This is a genomic window from Arthrobacter sp. CAN_A1 (assembly GCF_015751665.1).
Taxonomy (GTDB): Bacteria; Actinomycetota; Actinomycetes; order Actinomycetales; family Micrococcaceae; genus Arthrobacter_D.
Genome location: NZ_JADOUR010000008.1, coordinates 111656 through 132395 on the forward strand (window position 1 = coordinate 111656; position 20740 = coordinate 132395).

Below are 20740 nucleotides of genomic sequence, written 5' to 3' on the forward strand. Positions count from 1 at the left end.
TGCCCGTGGATCTGCTGCAGGATGCCCTGATTTTCGTTGCCGGTCTGTGGGCTGGCGCCATCAACTCGATTGTCGGTTCAGGGACCCTGGTCACCTTTCCCGTGCTGCTGGCATTGGGGTTCGCCCCGGTCACCGCCACGATCAGCAACGCCATGGGCCTGATCGCCGGCGGTGTCTCGGGAACGTGGGGGTACCGGCGTGAACTCGCCGGTCTCCGCTCCACCATTCTTCGCCTGCTTCCCGCGTCGGTTCTGGGCGGCATCACCGGCGCCGCCCTGCTCCTCAACCTGCCCGAGCAGGTCTTTGAATTCGCGGCACCCGTTTTGATCGTCATTGCCCTGGGGTTTGTCATCTTCCAGCCGGCATTGCAGCGCCGGGTCCTCCTTCGCGCCGAGCGGAAACAATCCAGCCGATTCCACCCGCTGGGCCTCACGCTCCTCGTGTACCTGGCGGGCGTCTACGGGGGCTACTTCGTGGCGGCGCAGGGAATCCTGCTGGTAGGTATTCTCGGCATCTTCCTGCACGGAACCATCCAGAACGCCACCGCCGTCAAGAACCTGTTGGTGCTTGCGGTGAACGTGGTAGCCGGCATTTCCTACATGCTCTTCGCCTTCGACCGGATCAACTGGTGGGTGGTCCTGCTGATCGCCGCCAGCTCGCTCATCGGCGGCTTCCTGGGCGCCCTGATCGGGCGCCGGCTGCGACCCGTGGTCCTGCGCTCCATCATCGTGGTGCTGGGGCTGGTGGCCCTCTACATTATGGTTGCTCGGCTGGTCACCGGATGAGCATCCACCGCCTGACGGACCCGGCCGATCCACGGGTCTCGGATTACACGTCCCTCACCGACACCCAGCTGCGACGGCGGAAGGAGCCCGCCGAGGGCCTCTACATCGCCGAGAGCACCAAGGTACTCCGCCGGGCGATCGACGCCGGTCACACACCTCGGTCCTTCTTCCTGACCGACAAATGGCTGCCGGACCTGCAGGACCTCGTAGACCGTTTCCCCGACGTCCCGGCGTTCATTGGAACCGAGCAGATCCTCGAGCAGATCACCGGTTTCCATCTGCACCGCGGAGCACTAGCAGCGATGGACCGCCCGCAGCCCCTGGCCCTCGACGATGTGCTGTCCGGTGCGCACCGCATCGCGGTCCTCGAAGACATCGTGGACCACACCAACCTGGGCGCCATCTTCCGGTCCGCCGCAGCGCTGGGAGTCGACGCCGTCATAGTCAGCCCCCGGTGCGCCGACCCCCTTTACCGGCGCGCCATCCGCGTGAGCATGGGAGCAGTGTTCCAGGTGCCCTGGATCAGGCTGACCGAATGGCCTGCCCCGCTCGGGGAGCTGCAGCGTGCCGGGTTCGTGGTGGCTGGCCTGGCGCTGGGGGAGGACACCATCGACCTCGACCAGCTCAGCGCCGCCCACCACAACCGCCTTGCACTGGTCCTCGGAACCGAAGGTGACGGCCTCACCCAGGCGACCCTCGACCTCGCTGACCACAGCGTGCAAATCCCCATGCGGGCCGGCATCGATTCGCTCAATGTGGCCGCCGCAAGCGCTGTCGCCTTCTGGGAATGCCGCCCGCGCTAGGGGAGCCACACACGCCTGTGGTGCTTTGGCCCCGACGGCGTCGCGTGCGGTAGAGTAGGTAGCTGGTCCTTGGACCAACCAACTTTTTCACCCCCCTGTGCCTGGCCAAATCCAGGCAACTAACGAAGGTAGTTCTGTGAAGTCTGATATCCACCCCAAGTACTCAACGGTTGTCTTCCGCGACCTCGCGTCCGAGAAGTCATTCCTGACCCGGTCCACCGTGACCTCCAAGAAGACCATTGAATGGGAAGACGGCAACACCTACCCACTGGTCGAGGTAGAAATCTCGTCCGAGTCGCACCCTTTCTACACCGGCAAGCAGCGGATCATGGACTCCGCAGGCCGCGTGGAGCGCTTCAACGCCCGCTTCAAGGGCTTCGGCAAGAAGTAATTGCCACCAGCAGACTAGTCTGCCGGATGGGTCCGGACCGCTTCGGTGGTCCGGGCCCATTTCTCGTTCATCCCAGTTTTCACTAGCGACAGCCTGTCGTCGAAGGAGCGTCCCGTATGACCAGTCAGCCTCCCTCCGGGCCCCTGCACGGTGAGTACAAGGTGCCGGGCGGCAAGCTGGTCGCCGCGGACTTCGAGATCATTGACGGCGCGCTGACCGGTGTGTCCATCAACGGTGACTTCTTCCTTGAACCCGACGAAGCGCTCGATGACATCAACGCGGCTCTGGAGGGGCTCTCAGCTGGTGCATCGCACGGCGAGCTGGCTGCCGCCGTCGCGCAAGGCCTGGATCCAACAGCGCAGCTGTTTGGTTTCTCGCCCGAGGCGGTGGCTACGGCCGTTCGCCGGGCCCTCGGGCTGGCCACCGGGTGGGCCGACCACGAGTGGGACATCATCGGGCCCACCCCCCTGTCCACCGAGATGCACGTGGCGATGGATGAGGTGCTGACCCGGGATGTGGGTGATGGGCGCCGCAATCCCACGCTGCGGTTCTGGGAGTGGGAATCGCCGTCGGTGGTGATTGGAAGTTTCCAGTCGATGCGCAACGAGGTTGACCCCGACGGCGTGGCGCGGCATGGGGTGACTGTGGTCCGCCGGATCAGCGGCGGCGGGGCCATGTTCATGGAGCACGGCAACGCCATCACCTACTCCCTGTACCTGCCGCAGACGCTGGTGGACTCCCTGAGCTTCGCCGAGTCGTATCCGTTCCTTGACGCCTGGGTGATGGATGCGCTGCGGGCCCTCGGGATTGAGGCCTGGTACCAGCCGCTCAACGACATTGCGACCGACGTCGGAAAGATCGGCGGTGCCGCGCAGAAGCGGCTGAGCAACGGCGGTATGCTGCACCACGTCACCATGTCCTACGACATCGACGCTGACAAGATGCTTCAGGTACTGCGCATCGGCAAGGAAAAGCTGTCCGATAAGGGCACCCGGAGCGCGAAGAAGCGGGTTGACCCGCTCCGCCGTCAGACCGGCCGGTCCCGGGAAGACATCATCAAGGTCATGGTTGATACCTTCCGTGCCAGGTACGGGGCGCGCGATTCGACGTTCACCGACAACGAGCTGGCCCGTGCGCAACGGCTGGTGGAGGAGAAGTTCGGCACCTCCGACTGGCTGTACCGGGTCCTCTAGGCACCCTTCAGCCAGCGTCCCTGACCGGTGGCCAGGACCGCTTTTCCTGCGCCCGCAGGGACCGCAGCAGGTGATCGCGTTCCTCGACGACAATCCGGCGCAGGGCCGACGGCGAGGAAGGGTTCGCAGCGAGCCAGGCATCGGCGGCCAGCACCACCCGGTGCTCCTGCGCCGGGACGCCGGTCGCCAGATCCTGCGACCCGGGGAACAGGCCACGGACAATCCGGCTGGCCATTTCGATGCCCATCGTGTCCCAGACCCGGCCGATTTCGGCGAAGTACGGCTCCATATAGGAGACCCGCAGCTCGCCGGGGCCTTCAGCGAAACCGGCGATCGTCGCCGAGAGTAGCTCGTTCGACAGCCTGGTGCCGAACACTGCCTCCTGCCACGCTTTGTCCTTGATGGCCTGGTCCGGCACCGAGGTGGAGGCCCTGGTGAAACCTGCCTTGCCAGCGGCGGTGCGGTCGCGGTCCAGTTCAGCTTCGAGTTCGGGCCCTGTTGCCTGGTTCTGCGCGGCGAGGGCCTGCCAGAGGAGCCACCGCAGTTCGGCATCCACGGCGAGCCCGGGGACTATCGTCTCCCGGCCATCGAGCAGTCCCCGGAACAGCCTGGAATGGGTGCCGCTATGCAGCCCGAGGGCTGCTGCCGCCCGAGCCCAGACCAGCTGAAGATCCGAGGCAGGTTCGGCAGCATGCAATCCATCGACCACGAAACCGAACAGCTGCTCCCGCAGTTCCGCCCGCTCACCCACGGGTGCGTAGTGTTCCACCGCATAGTGAGCGTTCCGGAGCATCACCTGCAGGGCCCCCACCCCGCTTTCGAGGGGTGCTGCGAGCTGCACCGCCCCCGCATAGTCGGCCGCGGACAGGGCAGCGTCGCGGGTGGTTGACCAGAGTGCGGCCTGGCAGACGGCGCGGGCCAGCGGTTCGTTGAGGTGTCCGACGCTGGCCAGCAGGGTGGCCAGCGACCTGTCGTCGAAGCTGATCTTCGCGTAGGTCAGGTCGTCGTCGTTGATCAGGAGGAGGTCGGGCTGCGGGGTGCCGACCAGCTCCGGGACGTCAGTCACTTCGCCGTCGACCCGTACCTCGACCATCCCGGTCCGCACCAGTGCTCCGCCGCTGAGGCTATACAGTCCCAGCCGCAGCTGGTGCGGGCGAAGTGCCGACTCGCCGGTGACCGGATCGACGGCGTCCTGGCGGATGAGCACCGAGCGGTAGGCGCCGTCGTCGTCGACCTCCACCTCGGCACCCAACAGCGGGACACCGGAGGTCTGGAGCCATTGCCTGGCCCAGCCGGTCATGTCCTGGCCGGTCGCGTCAGTCAGCTCCGCGAGGAGGTCGGACAACCTGGTGTTGCCGAAGGCATGGGTTCTGAAATAGGCGCGGGCCGCGGCGAAGAACGCCTCGCTGCCGGCGTAGGCCACCAACTGTTTGAGGACGGACGCCCCTTTGGCGTAGGTGATGCCGTCGAAGTTCTGTTTGGCGGCTTCGAGATCGACGATGTCAGCGGTGATGGGATGGGTGGAGGGCAGCTGGTCCTGCAGATAGGCCCAGGCTTTCCGCCGGTTGGCGAAGCTCACCCAGGAGGTGGCCGAACCGGTGGCTTCGGCGACGGCCAGCGCACCCATGTAGTCGGCGAAGGACTCCTTCAGCCAGAGGTCGTCCCACCAGAACATCGTGACGAGATCGCCGAACCACATGTGGGCCATCTCGTGGAGGATGGTGTTGGCGCGGGCTTCGTACTGGTCATGGGTGGCTTTGGACCGGAATATGTAGGCTTCGGTGAAGGTCACCAACCCGGGGTTTTCCATGGCGCCGAGATTGTATTCGGGGACGAAGGCCTGCTCATACTTGCCGAACGGGTACGGATAGTCGAACCGTGAATGGAAGTAGTCGAGGCCGCGTTTGGTGACGTCGAAGATGGTGTCCGTGTCGAACGAGTCCGCCAGGGACGCCCTGCAATACAGTCCCAGCGGAACCTCGAGGAGCGAGCCATCCGACATGGTGCCGGTCCAATGGTCGGCCGCAGTGAAATACGGGCCAGCGAGGATGGCGGTGATGTACGTGGAGATCCGCTCGGTCGGTGCGAAGTGCCACACTGCGACGCCGTCCCCGCCGCCGTGCGCGCCGCCGTCCAGTGCGGTTTCCAGTGCGGTTTCCCGAGCGGTTTCCGCGGCGGTTTCCGCCCCGTTGGAGGCCACCGTCCACCCGGCCGGCGCGCTCACCGTGAAGGTGAACGCCGCTTTAAGGTCGGGCTGCTCAAAGTTGGCGAACACCCGGCGGGCATCGGCAGGCTCGTACTGGGTGTAAAGGTAGGTCTCGCCGTCAGCAGGATCCGTGAACCGGTGCATGCCCTCGCCGCTCCGGCTGTAGAGAGCTGTACCCGTGACGGTGACGGTGTTGTTCGCAGCGAGCCCCGGAAGGGTGATCCGCGCCCCGTCGACGACGAGGGCGGGGTCCAGGTCCCTCCCGTTCAGCGTGACCGAGTGGACTGTCCCGGCGATGAAGTCCAGGAAGGTTTCGCTTCCCGGCTCGGCGCAGCTGAACGTCACCGTGGAGCGGGACAGGAACCCTGTGACGTTGGGGTCTGCGGCGGCGCCGAGGTCTAGGTGTACCTCGTAGCTGTCGACGCTCAGGAGGGTGGACCTGTGGGCTGCTTCATCGCGGCGGAGATTTTCGTTCATCACCCGGTCATTCAATCACGGCTGACCGATTGTGCCCCGGCCCGTGAAGGAGTTCAGTCGATGAAGAGTGCTGTGAAGGGAGCTACCGGGACAACGCCGTCGGCCCGTGCCGCCAGCCCGCGGTCCACGGTGATCAGGGCGTCCGCCTGCAGACGCGCGACGGCCAGGTACTCGGCGTCGCCAATCGACTCCCAGCCCTGATCGCGGGCGATGGTCCAGGCAGTCCGTCGTGACACGCGGTCTCCCAGCAACCGCATTTTCAGCTCGGTCATCCGATCGTGCCGGCGCAGCGCCTCGGCATCGGTGAGGGCACCGGCCCGGACCGCAGCAAACAGGAGAGCGAGGGCTTGGAAACGGACGCTGCTCGGTGCCACCAACTGGTGGTCCGGGTTCAGCTGCCGGTCCTCGGTTGCCAGAGCCAGCAGGGTGGGTGCGTCGATCACATAGCGCGTCATGGCGGCACTCTACGCCCTGCACCGGACGAGCGGCAGCCTGGGCGCCCGGCGCGAGTGACCCACTGCACAATATGTAATAGAAGAAATCCGTGGCAATGTTGAACCCATGTCCGACCTCTTCGAAGATTATGCAGCAGCAGCCAGCCGAACCCCCGCCTTCGACGAAATGTTTGCTCCCGGCCAGCTGGCCCGCAGCGAATACAGTCAGGTGGCCGCAGCCCTGAGCGAACTGAACCTCGCCGATGTCACTGCCCGCGCCGATTCCATGGCCCGCACGTTCCTCGACCGCGGCGTCACCTTTGATTATGCGGGGGAGGAGCGCCCCTTCCCGTTGGACATCGTGCCGCGCGTCATCTCCGGCACCGACTGGCAGGTCCTCGAGCAGGGCGTCAGCCAGCGCGTCCGGGCGCTTGAAGCCTTCCTGAACGACGTCTACGACAAGATGTCGGTGGTGGCCGACGGCGTGATTCCCCGCCGTCTCATCACCTCCAGTGCCCACTTCCACCGGCAGGTGTCGGGCTTCGACCCCGCGGGCGGGGTGCGGGTCCACATCTCCGGGATCGACGTCGTTCGCGACCAGGAGGGCACGTTCCGGGTCCTCGAAGATAACGTGCGTGTCCCCAGCGGCGTGAGCTACGTGCTGGAAAACCGGCGAGCCATGGCCAAGGGCCTGCCGGAGGCCTTCGGGCAGCAGCACATCCGGCCGGTGGAGGAGTACCCGCGGCGTCTCCTCGCAGCGCTCCGCAAGACGGCGCCGTCGTCGGCCGAAGACCCAACCGTAGTGGTCCTGACCCCGGGAGTGTTCAACTCGGCCTACTTCGAGCACACCCTGCTCGCAGGCCTGATGGGCGTCGAATTGGTGGAGGGCCGCGACCTGATCTGCCGTGGCAACCGCGTCTACATGCGCACCACCGCAGGTGAACAGCGCGTCGACGTGATCTACAAGCGGATCGACGACGAATTCCTCGACCCCCTGCACTTCCGCTCCGACTCAATGCTCGGGTGTCCCGGACTGGTGAACGCGGCCCGTGCCGGCACGGTGACCATCGCCAACGCGCTGGGCAACGGCGTGGCCGACGACAAACTGGTGTACACCTACGTCCCCGACCTGATCCGGTACTACCTGTCCGAGGAACCGATCATCGCCAACGTTGATACCTACCGGCTGGAGGATCCTGCGGCCCGCGAAGAGGTCCTGGACCGTCTTGACGAACTGGTGGTGAAGCCGGTGGACGGCTCCGGCGGCAAGGGCCTGGTCATTGGCCCTGACGCGTCCAAGGACGAACTGGACGCATTGCGCGAGCGGATCATCAGTGATCCCCGCGGCTGGATTGCGCAGCCGGTCCTGCAACTCTCGACAGTTCCCACCATGTCCGGCGGGCAGTTCAGCCCCCGACACGTTGACCTGCGCCCGTTCGCCGTGAACGACGGCGACGACGTCTGGGTGCTCCCCGGCGGTCTGACCCGGGTGGCCATGAAAGAAGGGTCCCTGATTGTGAACTCCAGCCAGGGCGGGGGGTCGAAAGACACCTGGGTGGTCGATGAACAGAACCAGGCGCCGGTGCGGCCGGTGGTCGACACGGTTCGCCGGCCGGTCCAGGAGCGCGTCTGGCCGATCGAGTCCGGCTGGCAGGACCGGCAACCCGAGCAGCAACAGCAACAACTGGGGTCCGCCGACCGCCTGAACCTTGGAGAGGACACACTCAATGCTTAGCCGGATCGCTGAATCGCTGTTCTGGATCGGCCGCTACGTTGAGCGTGCTGATGGGACCGCCCGTATTCTCGACGTCCACCTGGAGCGGCTGAACCAGATGCCGAAGAGCGAACAGCAGGACGTGTCCCGTCAGTTGCTCGGGGTCATGGGCAGCCGGGCCGAGGGCGACGAGCTTGAATTGTCTGATCTATTGCAGTCCCTGGCCTACGACAGGACCAGCACCACCTCGATCGCTGGCGCCCTGGGCGCGGCACGCGAGAATGCGCGACGGGCGCGGGAGACCGTGTCCGGCAGCGTCTGGGAGAGCCTCAATACGACGTGGTACGGCCTCACCCAACACCGCAAGGATGTGGTGGGCACCTACCGGTTCTGCCACTGGGTGGTTGAGCGCACAGCCATGATCCGTGGATTGTCGGATACCACGATGAGCCACGACGAAAGCTGGCAGTTCCTGGTGCTGGGCCGGAGCCTCGAGCGGGCCGATATGACCGCCCGCATGCTGTCCACCCACGATGTGCACGCGGCAGGCATGTCCTGGGTCAATATGCTGCGCTGCGCTGGCGCGTATGAGTCATTCCTGCGCACCCGCCGGGCATCCTTCGGCGACCAGCAGGCGGCGGAGTTTCTGCTGCTGGACCGGTTGTTCCCGCGGTCGATCGTGTATGCGCTGAGTGACGCAGAGAAGTGCCTGACCAACCTCAACCCTGCCTACCGGCGGGTCGGGTTCATCAACGATGCGAGCCGCATTGTGGGGCAGGCGAGGACGTTCCTGGAGTTCCACCAGACGGACGATCTGATGTCGGAACTGCCCGAGCACATGGAACGCGTGCAGAAGGCCTGTGCGCAAGCGTCCGACGCGATCTCACGCACCTACTTTTCCCAGGCCGATGAACTTGCCTGGGTGGGAGAACTCTCATGACCCGCTTGCTGATAACCCACCGCACCGGCTACAACTACGTGCGCAAGGTGACACTCTCCTACAACGAAGCACGCATGACCCCGCTGACCGATCCCCAGCAGGTGGTGCTGGAATCGATGCTGAAGGTGTCGCCGTCCAGCGCTGCCGTCTCGACGTACCGCGACTACTGGGGAACCCGGGTCACGGCTTTCGACATGCAGAGCGCCCACGAGGCACTCGAGGTCACAGCCGTCACGACCGTCGAGGTCAGCCGGATGGAACGGGTTCCGGCAGAGGGCGAGGTGGTGACCTGGGAGCATCTCGGGTCCGACGACGTCATCAACGAGTACGGGGACTGGCTCCCGCAGACCGGCTTGACCGAGCCCGACCCGGAGGTTGCCGCGAACGCGCTGCAGCTTGCGACGGATCGTAATCCCCATCAGGCAGCGCATGCGATCTTTGAGTGGATCAAAGGGGAGATGTCCTATGTGCAGGGTGTTACCGGAGTGCAGACCAACGCGCGGGACGCCTGGGACACGCGTAAGGGGGTCTGCCAGGACCTCGCACACCTCGCCATCGGCGCATTCCGTAGCATCGGCATCCCTGCCCGCTACATCTCCGGGTACCTGCATCCCCGCAGTAGCGCCGGGATCGGGGAGACTGTCGCCGGGCAGTCTCATGCCTGGGTTGAGTGGTGGGACGGCGAATGGCGCGGCTGGGATCCCACTAACAGCGGGCCGGTCAGCGACTTCCACGTGTCGGTGGCGCGGGGGCGCGATTACCGGGACGTCTCTCCGTTGAAAGGGATACTCTCCGGCGGCGGCGGATCGACGCTGAACGTGAAAGTGGAGATCACCCGCGTCGCCTAGGAGTAGTGACCGCTGCCCGACCGCATCATCCCGTGTTCGCTGTAGGCGTAATCTGGCGGCGGCTGCGTTCTGTCCTTCTGACCTAAAAATGTCAGAGGCGGGTGATGGTATTGAGGTATGAAGCAGAAGGTCCGCACTGGAACTCATCGGTTTGCAGGCAACAGCCCGGCCACCGAGGTGGAGGTGGCCGGCCCGGCGTCACTGGTGGGGATGCTGACCCCGCAAGAGTCCCTGGCACCCGAGGCTGGCGACGCGCCTGATACGGCTGAGTTGTTGGTGGCGGTGGGTCGGCTGGGGTCGTGGGTTGCTGCCCGGGAAGCCGAGTTGGTTGCTGCGCTCCATGATGAGGTGCAGGCCGCGGCCGCCGCGCTGGCTGCGTCCCGGCCGGGATCGGGGCAGGTCGGTAGCGGACTTGGCTTCACTCTCTCGGCTGAGGAACTGGCTCCTTTGCTCAATATTTCCGGGCGGGCAGCGCACCGGTTGCTGGGACAAAGCCTGACCCTGGTCCTGGACCTACCGAAGACCCTGCACTGCCTGGGTTGGGGGATGATCTCGGTCCGGCAAGCCCAGCTGATCGCCGATGAAGCCCTCTTCGTCCCGGCGGAGGTGTTACCCGGGTTCGAGGATCAGGTCCTGGCACGCGGCGCGCATCTGACCCCGCCACGGTTGAAAACCATCTGTCACCGGGTCCGGGAGAAAATTCATCCCGAATCTGTTGCCACCCGCAAGGCCGCCGCGGTCAAGGACCGGCACGTGGAAGTGAGCCCAGCCCAGGACGGGATGGCCTGGTTGTCCGCGTATCTGCCCGCCGAGCAGGCCTGTGGCATCGAACACCGGCTGAGCTTCACCGCCCGGGCCCTGCAGAACCCGTCCGAATCCCGGACCCTCACCCAACTCAAGGCCGACGTGTTCAGCGACCTCCTCACCCACCACTGCCCACCCATCGACAGCACCGACAACACAGACCCGGAAGCCGGGACCGCCGGGCCTACCGGTGCTGCTGGTGCTGCTGGTGCTGCTGGTGCCGCCGGTGCTGGGGATGCCGGTGCCACTGGGGCTACTGGTGCGACTGGTGCTAGTGCTGGTGGGGGTGGGTTGGTTGATTTGGCGTCGGTGAAGGGGGTGCAGCCGGTGGTGTTCGTGACCGTTCCGGTGTTGACTCTGCTCGGCGGTGATGGTCCGGGCGAACTCGATGGTTACGGGCCGATCGACCCGGACACGGCCCGTCGACTTGCCGCCCACGCACCAGGTTTCATCAGGATCCTCACCCACCCCGAGACCGGGACCGTCCTGAGCGTCGGACGCGACCGCTACAAAGTCCCGCGAAGCCTACGGACCACAATCCTGGTCAGGGATAAAACCTGCCGCCATCCCGGCTGTAACCAGCCCGCACCGGTCTGCGACATCGACCACACCATCCCCTGGCATCAGGGCGGGACCACCAGCTACGACAACCTCGCAGCGCTCTGTAAACGTCACCACATGCTCAAAACCGAAGGCTACTGGCGCTACGAACAACCCGAACCGGGCACCATCACCGCGACCTCACTGACCGGCAAAAGCTACACCACCCTGCCTCAACCACCACCCTTCTAACCAGCAGGGAGATGCCGGGGCCGCCCTCCTAGGTCGGGAGAACTACCTGCCCCTTGCTGAGAATGGTTAGCCCGGACTCCGTCACTGTATATCCGCGGCTGAGGTCCATCTCCCGGTCCACGCCAATCCTTGCCCCGGCCGGCACTCTCACGTTCTTATCGATGATCGCCCGCCGCACAATAGCTCCAGGTCCAATAGAAACCTTGTCCATCAGCACCGAACCCGACACTGTAGCCCCCTCGTCGACGAACACGTCGGTTGCCAGAATGGATCCCTGCACCTCCCCACCGGAGACCACCGCGCCGTTGGAGACGATCGAGTCGTGCGCTACACCGGAGCCGCCCGACGCACTTCGAACAAATTTGGCCGGGGGAGAGACACTCTGCCGCGTATAGATCGGCCACTCCAGGTTGTACAGGTTGAACAGGGGAAGGGGGGAGATCAGATCCATGTTGGCGTCGTAATACGAGTCGAGTGTTCCGACGTCACGCCAGTACTGGCGATCCCTGTCCATTGACCCGGCAATGTCATTGGAGGTGAAGTCATAAACCGCTGCGTCGCCGCGCTCAACGAAGTAGGGAATGATGTCCCCGCCCATGTCGTGCTTGGTGTTCAGCCGTGCCGCGTCCTCTTCAAGGGCAGCAACCAGCGCGTCAGCAGTAAACACGTAGTTGCCCATCGACGCGAGGAAGCTATTCGGATCATCGGGAAGCCCGGGAGTGCTCTCCGGCTTCTCGACAAACCCCGTAATCTTGCCGGATCCATCGGTTTGGATGACGCCGAACTGGTCGACCAGGTTCATGGGCTGCCGCACCGCGGCAACACTGGCTGACGCACCGCTGGCAATGTGGGCAGTCACCATCTGCTCAAAGTCCATCCGGTAGACGTGGTCGGCGCCGATCACCACCACAATGTCGGGATTGGCGTCGTGGATCAGGTTCAACGACTGGTAAATGGCGTTGGCGCTGCCCAGGAACCAGCTCTTCCCCCGCCGCTGCTGCGCCGGAACCGACGCCACATACTGCTGCAGCTGGGTCGACATGCGCCAGGTCTCGGAAATGTGCCGATCCAGGCTGTGGGACTTGTACTGGGTGAGCACCACAATTTCCAGGTACCCCGAATTGACGAGGTTCGACAAGGCAAAATCAATCAACCGGTAAATGCCGCCAAACGGCACCGCAGGCTTCGCGCGATCGGCCGTAAGCGGCATGAGTCGCTTTCCCTCGCCCCCGGCCAGGACAATCGCCAGTACCTTTTTCAATGCCACGAGTGGCCCCCTGCCCTGCTGTTGCTCTTCATTGAGTTGTTACCTCTTGACTGACCCACACTAGATGAGAAGGCCGTCCTGCACTACGTTTGGAAACGTGCGTATAGATATTGTGACGAAAGAGTTCCCACCCGAGATCTACGGTGGCGCGGGAGTGCACGTCGCCGAGCTGAGCCGTGTGCTGGCCAGCCAGGTCGATTTGAGGGTTCACTGCTTCGGCGCGGAGCGGGATCCCGAGTACCACGGGGCAACCGTGAGCACCTACCGGCCGCCCGTCGAGCTGACCGGGTCGAACGCCGCGGTCCAGACCTTCGGCACCGATCTGGCGATGCTCGACGGCATCGCCGGCGCGGATGTGGTGCACTCACACACCTGGTACGCGAACATGGCCGGGCATCTCGCGTCCCTCCTGCACGGGGTGCCGCATGTCCTCAGCGCCCACAGCCTTGAGCCGTTGAGGCCGTGGAAAGCCGAGCAGCTCGGTGGCGGATACGCGCTGTCCTCCTGGGCCGAACGGACGTCCTACGAGGCGGCCGCAGCGGTCATCGCCGTCTCGCACGGGATGCGCGCGGACATTCTGCGCAGCTACCCCCACGTTGACCCCGACAAAGTGAAGGTGGTGCACAACGGCATCGATGTGAGCCTCTGGGGACGGGACGAAGACCACGACGCCGTCAGGAAGCTTGGCATCGACCCGGACCGCCCCAGCGTGGTGTTCGTGGGACGAAACACGCGTCAGAAAGGCGTTCCCTACCTGCTGCGTGCCGCTGCGCTGCTGGAGCCCGGCGTGCAGCTGGTGCTGTGCCTCGGAGCTGCTGACACACCCGAACTGGCCGCCGAAACCGCTGAGCTGATCGCCGAGCTGGAGGCCAGGCGCGGATCGGTGGTGCTGATTGAAAGGATGCTTCCCCGCAACGAACTCATCCAGGTCCTCAGCACCGCAACGGTGTTCGCCTGCCCCTCCATCTACGAGCCGCTGGGCATCGTGAACCTGGAGGCGATGGCCTGTGGGGCGGCGGTGGTGGCCAGCGCTACCGGGGGTATCCCCGAGGTGGTCGACGACGGCGTGACCGGCACCCTGGTTCCGCTGGAACAGGTCACCGACGGGACCGGCATTCCACTGGACCCTGAACGGTTCGTCAGGGACTTCGCCGCCGCCGTCAACGCCCTCGTAGCGGACCCGGACCGGGCACGGAGGATGGGCGAGGCCGGGCGCCGTCGGGCCGAAGAACACTTTTCCTGGGACTCAATCGCTGAATCGACACTCGCGGTCTACCGCTCGGTAATCGATCAGGCCTGAGAACGCGGCGCATCAGTTCATCTACAGACAACAACCACGGAGGACCAATCAGTGACCGAACACCCCAGCCCAGCTTCGCCTGACTCACCCGACTCGCCGGATTCACCCGACTCAGCCGCTTCGGCGCCTTCAGCGGATGAGGCGAATGTTCCTGAGCTGAACGAAACCGAGGTCGACGAGGCAGTGATGGACGAGTCGGCCGAAAACCCCGCCCTCGACGTCGGGCGGGTCGTCACCCCCGTCGATGAAGAGAACGAGGAGGACGACCCGCGCCAGGGCTAACCCCTAGCGGGCGGCCTTGGCTTTGCGGGCCAGGACGGTCTTTTCATCAATCGGGAAGGTACCGCTCGCCCTCTGCTGCCGTGCGTAAGCCATTGCCTCGTCCTGGCGGTCCTTTTCGGCTCCTGTAGCGATAGCCGCCCGAAGATGTTCAGGGCCGTAACCAAACGAGTCGACCAGGTCCACGGCATGCGGCCGGATCTTGACGAGGAGACGGTTGATGTAGGGGGAGAGAGTCCTTGCCCGCTGGGCGGAGAGCCGCCCATGCATGAGGTACCAGGCGAGGTTGCGCTCGATCAGGCACAGCCCAAACAGGTCACGCACCCAGGTAAGTACCTGTCTGGTCCCCGGATCGTCCACGCGGTGGAGCGCTGCGGTGAAGGCTTCCCACTGCAACAGTTCCGCATGGGCCGTAGCCGTCTCAATCAGCTCATGCTGATGCTCGTTGAACTTTTTCGCCGCCGCCTCCTGCGACAGTTTCCTGACGCCGCGCAGCTCACCGGCCAGGTCGGCGACCATCGCTTCGACCCGGTCGGATAGCAGCTCGTGCTGGGTGTGTTCGTCGCGGAGGGCGATCGCCGACTTACGTTCGGAGCCGCCGTCGACGACGGTCTGCACCACCCGGCGCAACCCGGAACGGTGCAGCGTCTTCTCGGCCCGCTGGGTGACCACATAGCGGGCCAGGACCCCGAAGTCGACGCCACTGAATTCCTTCGCATAGTCCGCGAGGAGCCGTTTGGCCACCAGCTGCAGCAGGACGTTGTTGTCCCCCTCGAAGGTTGCGTAGACATCCATGTCCGCGCGGAGGGACGTAAACCGGTTCTCGGTCAGGAATCCCGCTCCGCCGCACGCTTCCCTGCACTCCTGCAGCGTGTCGAGCGCATGCCAGGTCGACAGGGGCTTCAGCGCGGCGGCAAGCGTTTCAAGATCCTGCCGGTCCTCATCCGTATCATGTGCACCGGAGAACACATCGTCAAACTTTGCCAGCAACTCCTCGTGGGCAAATGACGCCGCATAGGTGGCGGCGATCCGGGGGAGGAGCCTGCGCTGGTGCTGCTGGTAGTCGAGCAGCACCTCTTCCTTGAGATCCGATCCCGCGTTGAACTGCCGACGCTCCACCGAGTACTGCACCGCGGTCTTCAGGGCGAGCTTGGTGACGGCAACCGCCGCTCCGTCAAGGGAGACGCGGCCCTGCACCAGGGTGCCGAGCATGGTGAAGAAGCGGCGGCCGGGTGAGGCAATCGGTGAGGTATAGACGCCGTCGCCGTCGACGTCGCCGTAACGGTTGAGCAGGTTGGTGCGGGGAATCCGCACCTTGGTGAAGTGAAGCCGCCCGTTGTCGATCCCGTTGAGCCCACCCTTCAGCCCGTCGTCTTCTCCGCCAATGCCGGGCAGGAAGGCGCCATCAGCGTCGCGCAGCTCAATGTAGAAGGCGTGCACCCCATGGTTGACCCCGCCGGTGATGAGCTGGGCGAACAACACCGCGGCCCGGCCGTCGATGGCGGCGTTGCCGATGTAGTCCTTCCACGCTGCACGGAAGGGCGTGTGGATCTCGAACTCATCGGTATCCGGCTGGTACACGGCGGTGGTGGCAATGCTCGCGACGTCGGATCCGTGGCCCGTCTCGGTCATCGCGAAGCATCCCGGAATGTCCATGTTCATGATGCCGGGAATCCAGGCGCGGTGATGCTCCTCCGTGCCCAGGTGAAGCACAGCGCTGCCGAAGAGGCCCCACTGCACCCCCGCTTTGATCTGCAGCGACGGATCGGCGACCACCAATTCCTCGAAACCGGCGATGTTGGCTCCGTGGTCGTCGTTCCCGCCGAACTCCGCCGGGAAGGCGCGGTGCACCGCCTTGTTCTCGACCAGATAATGCAGTTGATCGAAACACCGGTTCCGGTGCTCGGCGTTGGACTGGCCTTCGATCCGGTGCACCTCGGGGCGACCCGCCAACTCGCGGGCAACCCGGCGGGTTGCAGCCCACCGGCCCAGCAGGAGTTCGCCCAGAGCCTCGACGTCGACGACGGCGCGGTCGTCGTCAGTGATGGCTGCGGTTGCCGGGACCTTAAGTTCGGATCGCGTGACGGTCTGTGTCATGGGGTGTCCTCCAGAGCGGATGGGGTGCTGTCGGGTGATGGAACGTGGTTGGCGATACCCTCGAAAAGCCAGGTGGTGAGCTGTTCGCTGAGCTGGGCTTCGGTGGGCTTGGTGGGACCTTCCGGAGTGGCGAGCCAGAGTTCTCCGGCCGCGCGGACCATGCCGATGGCCGCCTGCGGCCAGAGCGTGAGAACCGGGCCGCAGAGTTCCAAGGCCCGCGGGTCGGCGGCAAGGAAGGACTTCATGGGACTGGCGAGCATGGCGGTGACCGCCTCGAAGAAGTGGCTGAGCAGCTCCGACGTCTGGGGGTCGGCAGGGTTGGTCAGGGCATCCGCGGCACCCAGCCGGGTGACGAACGCGTAGACGTTGGGCGAGGTTTGAGCCATCTGCAGGTACGCAGTGACCATGGCGTGGAGGCCCTCGCGCGGGGAGGCTGCCTGCCGGGCTGCGGCCAGGACCTTGTCCTGCATCTGGGCAATGACCACTTCGCCCATGGCCTGCTGCAGCCCCGCCTTGTCACCGAAATAGCGGTAGTACACCGACTTGGAGGTGCCCGCTGCCGCAGCAATATCCTCCATCGATGCTCCGTAGCCGAGCGCATGGACTGCGCCACGCGCCGTTTTCACCAGCGCACGCCGCCGCTTGTCGCGGTGCGCCTGCCACCGGCTGGAGCGACCATCACCGACCGCGGCGGTCACCGGTACTCGTCTGGGCACTGTGGCCTGCTTGTTCACGATACTCAGCGTATCAGGTACGCTGAGTATCGATAACTCACCGTTTCGTGAAGGAGAATCACAGCATGGTCGACCAGGCAACAGGCCAGCGCAGCGCGCAGCCCCTCACATCAGTCCGCAACGCAGTGGTGATCGGTGGGAACCGGATCCCGTTCGCGCGGTCCGGCGGCGCCTACGCCTACTCGTCCAACAAGGACATGCTGACAGCAGCCCTGGACGGTCTGGTGGCCCGTTTTGGTCTCCAGGGGGAGCGGATCGGAGAGGTTGCTGCCGGCGCAGTGCTGAAGCACTCCCGCGACTTCAACCTGACCCGCGAAGCGGTGCTCGGCTCGGCGCTGGCCGCCGACACCCCCGCCTATGATGTGCAGCAGGCCTGCGCCACCGGCCTGGAGACTGTGATCGGCCTGGCCAACAAGATCAAACTGGGCCAGATCGAATCGGGGATTGCCGGCGGTGTGGATTCGGCTTCCGACGCTCCCATCGCCGTCAGCGAGGGCTTGCGCCGGGTCCTGCTTGACCTCTCACGGGCCAAGACCGTCCCGCAAAAGCTCTCGATCCTCGGTCGCCTCCGCCCCAAGGATCTGGCCCCCAACGCTCCGACCACGGGCGAGCCCCGCACCGGCCTGTCCATGGGCGAGCACCAAGCCATCACCACCGCACACTGGGAGATCACCCGCGAAGCGCAGGATCAGCTGGCACTGAACAGCCACCACAACCTTGCCGCAGCGTATGAGCGCGGGTTCTTTTCCGACCTGGTCACGCCCTACCGCGGAGTCACCCGGGACGCCAACGTCCGGGCCGATACCTCACTGGAGAAACTCGGCAAGCTGAAGCCCGTCTTCGGGAAGGGGCTGTCCGCCGCGGCGACCATGACCGCCGGCAACTCAACCCCGCTGACCGACGGCGCCGCCACCGTGCTGCTTGGTTCCGAAGACTATGCCCGCCGGAACAATCTGCCCATGCTCGCCAATGTGGTGGACGCCGAGGCAGCGGCCGTCGACTTCGTCCACGGAGCCGAAGGCCTCCTGATGGCACCGGTCTACGCCATGCCCCGGATGCTACAGCGCAACGGGCTCACCTTTGACGACTTCGACTTCTTCGAGATCCACGAAGCCTTCGCGGGTACCGTCCTCAGTTCACTGGCTGCCTGGGAGAACGAGGACTTCTGCCGGAACACGCTCGGTCTCGACGGCGCCCTCGGCACCATTGACCGCAACAAACTGAACGTCAACGGCTCATCCCTCGCCGCGGGCCACCCGTTCGCGGCCACCGGCGGCAGGATCGTCGCGTCGCTGGCCAAGACCCTCGCCGAGAAGGGTTCCGGCAGGGGACTCATTTCCGTCTGCGCCGCCGGTGGCATGGGCGTCGTCGCTATCCTGGAGGCACGCGAACAGTGACTGACAACTACCTGACCCTGGTCAACTCCGGTCCCGCCGGAACGCTCGCCAAGAAGCTGGGGCTGCCACGGCCTGCGGTCCTGCGCCGCCACAAACAGGGTGCGCCGCTCGTTCCAGGTCCACTGCTGGTCCTCGGCACCGGCGCTGGAGCGGACACCCTCGCCACCCGGTTGCTGGACTGGAATCAGGACGTCCGCCGTCACGCCCGGCCGGGTGAGAAACTCGGCGCGATCGTTGTCGTGCTGGACGCCGTCGCTGATCCCAGCGACCTCGCCGCACCCGTCCTGGAACTCGGTCAGGCGCTGCGGCAGCTGGCCCGCGGTGGCCGGATAGTCACCGTTTCCCGCCCTGCGCTGGAATCCACCGACCCCGCTGAAGCGGCGGCGCGTCAGGGCATCGACGGGATGGTCAGGTCAATTGGCCGTGAGCTGCGTGCCGGGGCCACCGCCAATGGGATCCTGCTCCGCGGGGAGGCCCCGGTGGAGTCCGCTAGTGGCGCCCTTCGGTTCCTGCTCTCCGGCAAGAGTGCCTTCGTCAACGGCCAATTCATCACCGCCGGCGAAAGCCCACAGTCCGGCCCACAGGACGAGGAGCGCCCGCTCGCGGGCCAGACCGCCGTCGTCACCGGAGCCGCCCGGGGGATCGGAGCGGAGATCGCTGCGGTCCTGAGCCGCGACGGCGCCCATGTGGTCGTGGTTGACGTTCCGGCGGCGGGAGAGCAACTCGCCGCAGTGGCAAACCGGGTGGGGGGCACCGCCCTGCAACTCGACATCACCGCCGAGGACGCGGCAAGCCGTATTCTTGAGCACGTGCAGCACCGGTATGGATCCCTGGACCTGCTGGTGCACAACGCCGGTATCACGCGCGACAAGCTACTGGCCAACATGGACGCCGCCCGCTGGGAATCGGTCATGGCAGTGAACCTTGCCTCCCAGCTGCGGGTCAACAGGTCACTTCTGGCCTCCGATACCTTCTCGGCGTCGGGCCGCATTGTCTGCCTCGCCTCCACCAGCGGCATTGCGGGGAACCGGGGCCAATCCAACTATGCGGCGTCCAAGGCAGGGGTCATCGGCATGGTCAGGAGTACCGGCGCGGCCCTCGAAGGCTCCGGGCGGACCATCAACGCAGTCGCCCCCGGGTTCATCGAAACGGAGATGACCGCGCGGATGCCGTTCGCCACCCGTGAGGTGGCCCGGCGGTTTAGTAGCCTGCAGCAGGGTGGCCAGCCGATCGACGTCGCCGAAACCATTGCGTTCCTCGCGTCGCCCGCCGCGGCTGGCATCAACGGGGAGGTGCTTCGCGTCTGCGGGCAGTCCCTGGTGGGCGCATGAGTGAGGTGGTCCTGGACGTTGTTCCAGGCCTGCCGTCGCTGTATCGCAGTGCCGTGCTCGGCAGTGTCCCCCTGCCGTGGACCGGTGGGCGGTCTCGCAAAGGCTCCGGCACCCTCGCGCTGCCTGCAGTGCGCCACACTGCCGCCGGACTCCAGCCGTCGGTACCTGAGCTGACCCGCTTCCAGCAGGTGATCGGCGCCCCTGCACACGATCTGCTGCCATCGGGCTTCATCCACACCCTTGCCTTTCCAGTGGCGATGAGCGTCATGGCTCGCCGGGATTTTCCACTCCCGTTGCTCGGCATGATCCACCTGCGGAACGAAGTGCAACACCGGCGGGCGGTCCATTTCAGTGAAACCCTCGACGTCTCTGCCTGGGCAGAGCAGCTGCGACCGCACCACACTGGAACGCAGCTGGACCTTGTCACCGAGGTCACGGTCGGCGGCGAGACCGTCTGGACAGGACGCTCCACCTACCTGGCCAAAGGCACGTCCCTGGCCGCGGACAGTGCTTTACCACCAGAGGGGATTCCCGACTGCGCTCCGCAGGAGAAACGCGGCGTGTTTACGGCACCCCACCTCACCGCCAGATGGGATCTTCCCGGCAGCACCGGCCGCAGCTACGCCGCAGTGTCGGGTGACTACAACCCGATCCACCTCAACGCGCTGGCCGCCAGGGCACTCGGCATGAAACGGGCCATCGCCCATGGCATGTACCTCGCCTCACGCATGGTGCAAGAGAGCAAACCCGCGGGGATCGAGTCCTTCGCGTGGAGCATCGACTTCCGGTCTCCAGTGCTGCTGCCCTCCCGCGTGGCCGTCGCCATCGAGCCCCAGCACGAGGCTGGGTCCTGGCGCGAGGCCAGGATCACCGCCTGGAATGCGCAGCGAGGCCGCGAACACTTCACCGGCACGCTCACCCGACTGCCCGAGGTTCAAGCCTAAACTA

General features: G+C 65.4%; 18 protein-coding genes. 13 read left to right on the forward strand and 5 right to left on the reverse strand.

What is annotated here, in order from left to right; all coding sequences use genetic code 11:
• The first annotated feature begins 5 nt into the window (after positions 1-5).
• The 4 genes from IWX62_RS11025 to IWX62_RS11040 all read left to right on the forward strand — a co-directional run bounded on the left by IWX62_RS11025 (position 6) and on the right by IWX62_RS11040 (position 3172).
• Complete coding sequence (locus tag IWX62_RS11025; RefSeq protein ID WP_196841467.1) at positions 6-785, forward strand: sulfite exporter TauE/SafE family protein; 780 nt, start codon at positions 6-8, stop codon at positions 783-785.
• Complete coding sequence (locus tag IWX62_RS11030) at positions 782-1588, forward strand: TrmH family RNA methyltransferase (protein WP_196841468.1); 807 nt, start codon at positions 782-784, stop codon at positions 1586-1588. The genes IWX62_RS11025 and IWX62_RS11030 overlap by 4 nt, the downstream gene beginning before the upstream one ends.
• Before the next feature lie 136 nt (positions 1589-1724).
• Positions 1725-1979, forward strand: coding sequence for a type B 50S ribosomal protein L31 (locus IWX62_RS11035; protein ID WP_171585149.1), 255 nt, complete (start codon positions 1725-1727; stop codon positions 1977-1979).
• A gap of 116 nt (positions 1980-2095) precedes the next feature.
• The gene (locus tag IWX62_RS11040; RefSeq protein WP_196841469.1) at positions 2096-3172 is read left to right on the forward strand and encodes a lipoate--protein ligase family protein; all 1077 of its coding nucleotides are present in this window, start codon (positions 2096-2098) and stop codon (positions 3170-3172) included.
• 7 nt (positions 3173-3179) lie between these two features.
• On the opposite strand, the gene pepN is transcribed toward IWX62_RS11040, so the two are convergent.
• Both pepN and IWX62_RS11050 read right to left on the reverse strand, forming a co-directional pair.
• Entirely contained in the window at positions 3180-5855 is a 2676-nt protein-coding gene (gene pepN, locus IWX62_RS11045; RefSeq protein WP_333483370.1) for an aminopeptidase N, read from the reverse strand.
• Between the two features lie 53 nt (positions 5856-5908).
• Positions 5909-6310 (reverse strand): type II toxin-antitoxin system VapC family toxin, encoded by a 402-nt coding sequence (locus IWX62_RS11050; protein WP_196841471.1) that lies wholly within the window; start codon positions 6308-6310, stop codon positions 5909-5911.
• A 106-nt stretch (positions 6311-6416) separates the two neighbouring features.
• On the opposite strand from IWX62_RS11050, the gene IWX62_RS11055 reads away from it, so the two are divergent.
• The 4 genes from IWX62_RS11055 (at position 6417) to IWX62_RS11070 (ending at position 11387) form a co-directional block, all read left to right on the forward strand.
• The gene (locus tag IWX62_RS11055) at positions 6417-8024 is read left to right on the forward strand and encodes a circularly permuted type 2 ATP-grasp protein (RefSeq protein ID WP_196841472.1); all 1608 of its coding nucleotides are present in this window, start codon (positions 6417-6419) and stop codon (positions 8022-8024) included.
• Positions 8017-8943, forward strand: a complete 927-nt coding sequence (locus IWX62_RS11060; RefSeq protein WP_196841473.1) for an alpha-E domain-containing protein — start codon at positions 8017-8019, stop codon at positions 8941-8943. Before IWX62_RS11055 ends, IWX62_RS11060 begins: the two co-directional genes overlap by 8 nt.
• Positions 8940-9791, forward strand: coding sequence for a transglutaminase family protein (locus IWX62_RS11065; RefSeq protein WP_196841474.1), 852 nt, complete (start codon positions 8940-8942; stop codon positions 9789-9791). Before IWX62_RS11060 ends, IWX62_RS11065 begins: the two co-directional genes overlap by 4 nt.
• Before the next feature lie 117 nt (positions 9792-9908).
• Positions 9909-11387 (forward strand): HNH endonuclease signature motif containing protein, encoded by a 1479-nt coding sequence (locus IWX62_RS11070; protein WP_333483371.1) that lies wholly within the window; start codon positions 9909-9911, stop codon positions 11385-11387.
• A 28-nt stretch (positions 11388-11415) separates the two neighbouring features.
• Here the strand turns inward: IWX62_RS11070 and glgC are convergent, their stop codons facing one another.
• Positions 11416-12654: a glucose-1-phosphate adenylyltransferase gene (glgC, locus tag IWX62_RS11075; RefSeq protein ID WP_196841475.1), complete on the reverse strand. Its 1239-nt coding sequence runs from the start codon at positions 12652-12654 to the stop codon at positions 11416-11418.
• Positions 12655-12751: 97 nt separating this feature from the next.
• Between glgC and glgA the strand changes: the two genes are divergently transcribed.
• Both glgA and IWX62_RS11085 read left to right on the forward strand, forming a co-directional pair.
• Positions 12752-13954: a glycogen synthase gene (glgA, locus tag IWX62_RS11080; protein ID WP_196841476.1), complete on the forward strand. Its 1203-nt coding sequence runs from the start codon at positions 12752-12754 to the stop codon at positions 13952-13954.
• Between the two features lie 51 nt (positions 13955-14005).
• Positions 14006-14236 (forward strand): hypothetical protein, encoded by a 231-nt coding sequence (locus IWX62_RS11085; protein ID WP_196841477.1) that lies wholly within the window; start codon positions 14006-14008, stop codon positions 14234-14236.
• 3 nt (positions 14237-14239) lie between these two features.
• On the opposite strand, the gene IWX62_RS11090 is transcribed toward IWX62_RS11085, so the two are convergent.
• Entirely contained in the window at positions 14240-16330 is a 2091-nt protein-coding gene (locus IWX62_RS11090) for an acyl-CoA dehydrogenase family protein (protein WP_196841478.1), read from the reverse strand.
• Positions 16327-17064 (reverse strand): TetR/AcrR family transcriptional regulator, encoded by a 738-nt coding sequence (locus IWX62_RS11095; RefSeq protein ID WP_333483372.1) that lies wholly within the window; start codon positions 17062-17064, stop codon positions 16327-16329. Before IWX62_RS11095 ends, IWX62_RS11090 begins: the two co-directional genes overlap by 4 nt.
• A 65-nt stretch (positions 17065-17129) precedes the next feature.
• On the opposite strand from IWX62_RS11095, the gene IWX62_RS11100 reads away from it, so the two are divergent.
• Genes IWX62_RS11100 through IWX62_RS11110 form a run of 3 tightly spaced genes read left to right on the forward strand, consistent with a single transcriptional unit; the run spans position 17130 to position 20736 of the window.
• Complete coding sequence (locus IWX62_RS11100; protein WP_196841479.1) at positions 17130-18461, forward strand: acetyl-CoA C-acetyltransferase; 1332 nt, start codon at positions 17130-17132, stop codon at positions 18459-18461.
• Positions 18458-19792 carry a 3-oxoacyl-ACP reductase gene (locus IWX62_RS11105; protein ID WP_196841480.1) on the forward strand — a complete coding sequence of 445 codons (1335 nt, stop codon included), beginning with the start codon at positions 18458-18460 and terminating at the stop codon, positions 19790-19792. The genes IWX62_RS11100 and IWX62_RS11105 overlap by 4 nt, the downstream gene beginning before the upstream one ends.
• Positions 19789-20736, forward strand: a complete 948-nt coding sequence (locus IWX62_RS11110; protein WP_196841481.1) for a MaoC/PaaZ C-terminal domain-containing protein — start codon at positions 19789-19791, stop codon at positions 20734-20736. Before IWX62_RS11105 ends, IWX62_RS11110 begins: the two co-directional genes overlap by 4 nt.
• Positions 20737-20740: the final 4 nt, after the last annotated feature.

What these genes read in the sequence shown, in the direction of transcription:
- IWX62_RS11030 (WP_196841468.1), top strand. Translation starts at nt 782, where the DNA reads ATGAGCATCCACCGCCTGACGGACCCGGCCGATCCACGGGTCTCGGAT.
- IWX62_RS11040 (WP_196841469.1), top strand. Translation starts at nt 2,096, where the DNA reads ATGACCAGTCAGCCTCCCTCCGGGCCCCTGCACGGTGAGTACAAGGTG.
- pepN (WP_333483370.1), bottom strand. Translation starts at nt 5,855, where the DNA reads ATGAACGAAAATCTCCGCCGCGATGAAGCAGCCCACAGGTCCACCCTC.
- IWX62_RS11050 (WP_196841471.1), bottom strand. Translation starts at nt 6,310, where the DNA reads ATGACGCGCTATGTGATCGACGCACCCACCCTGCTGGCTCTGGCAACC.
- IWX62_RS11055 (WP_196841472.1), top strand. Translation starts at nt 6,417, where the DNA reads ATGTCCGACCTCTTCGAAGATTATGCAGCAGCAGCCAGCCGAACCCCC.
- IWX62_RS11060 (WP_196841473.1), top strand. Translation starts at nt 8,017, where the DNA reads ATGCTTAGCCGGATCGCTGAATCGCTGTTCTGGATCGGCCGCTACGTT.
- IWX62_RS11065 (WP_196841474.1), top strand. Translation starts at nt 8,940, where the DNA reads ATGACCCGCTTGCTGATAACCCACCGCACCGGCTACAACTACGTGCGC.
- IWX62_RS11070 (WP_333483371.1), top strand. Translation starts at nt 9,909, where the DNA reads ATGAAGCAGAAGGTCCGCACTGGAACTCATCGGTTTGCAGGCAACAGC.
- IWX62_RS11090 (WP_196841478.1), bottom strand. Translation starts at nt 16,330, where the DNA reads ATGACACAGACCGTCACGCGATCCGAACTTAAGGTCCCGGCAACCGCA.
- IWX62_RS11100 (WP_196841479.1), top strand. Translation starts at nt 17,130, where the DNA reads ATGGTCGACCAGGCAACAGGCCAGCGCAGCGCGCAGCCCCTCACATCA.
- IWX62_RS11110 (WP_196841481.1), top strand. Translation starts at nt 19,789, where the DNA reads ATGAGTGAGGTGGTCCTGGACGTTGTTCCAGGCCTGCCGTCGCTGTAT.